The sequence below is a fragment of the Vibrio sp. 10N.222.49.C9 genome, from assembly GCF_041474985.1.
GTDB classification, from domain to species: domain Bacteria; phylum Pseudomonadota; class Gammaproteobacteria; order Enterobacterales; family Vibrionaceae; genus Vibrio; species Vibrio crassostreae_C.
Window position 1 is genome coordinate 1 of sequence record NZ_JBFRVD010000317.1, and the last position, 435, is coordinate 435.

Here is a 435-nt window from a genome sequence, read left to right on the forward strand (position 1 = left end):
AGATAAAAGCAGAACGCCATTTAGGGTGAAACTAAGGCTTCCGAAGAAGCCTTATCCAGTTATTGGTTTGAAGCGAGTGCGGCATCGATCAGTTCAGCACCGATGTCTTTCTCAAACTTCTTCCATACTGGTTGAAGGGCATCTACCCACGCTTGACGTTGCTCTGGAGTCAAGGTTCTCACTGTGCCACCTGCGGCGATCACGTTCTCTTTGTTGGCTTGGTTAACCTTGGACGACTCTGAATTACGAGTCTGAGTGACTTCCATCAAGATAGTGTCTAACTGAGTACGCACATCGTCTGGTAGCTCAGTCCAAAAGTCATTTGAAGTCACCACAAGGTAATCTAGGATGCCGTGATTGGTCTCTGTCACACCATCTTGAACCTCGAAGAATTTCTTACCATAGATGTTCGACCAGGTATTCTCTTGGCCGTCG

The 435-nt window shown here is 47.1% G+C and carries 1 protein-coding gene; it reads right to left on the bottom strand.

The features are described from left to right. Positions 1–59: 59 nt before the first annotated feature. The coding region (dctP, locus tag AB4585_RS23310; RefSeq protein WP_372171155.1) for a TRAP transporter substrate-binding protein DctP at positions 60–435 on the bottom strand (376 nt) is incomplete at its 5' end.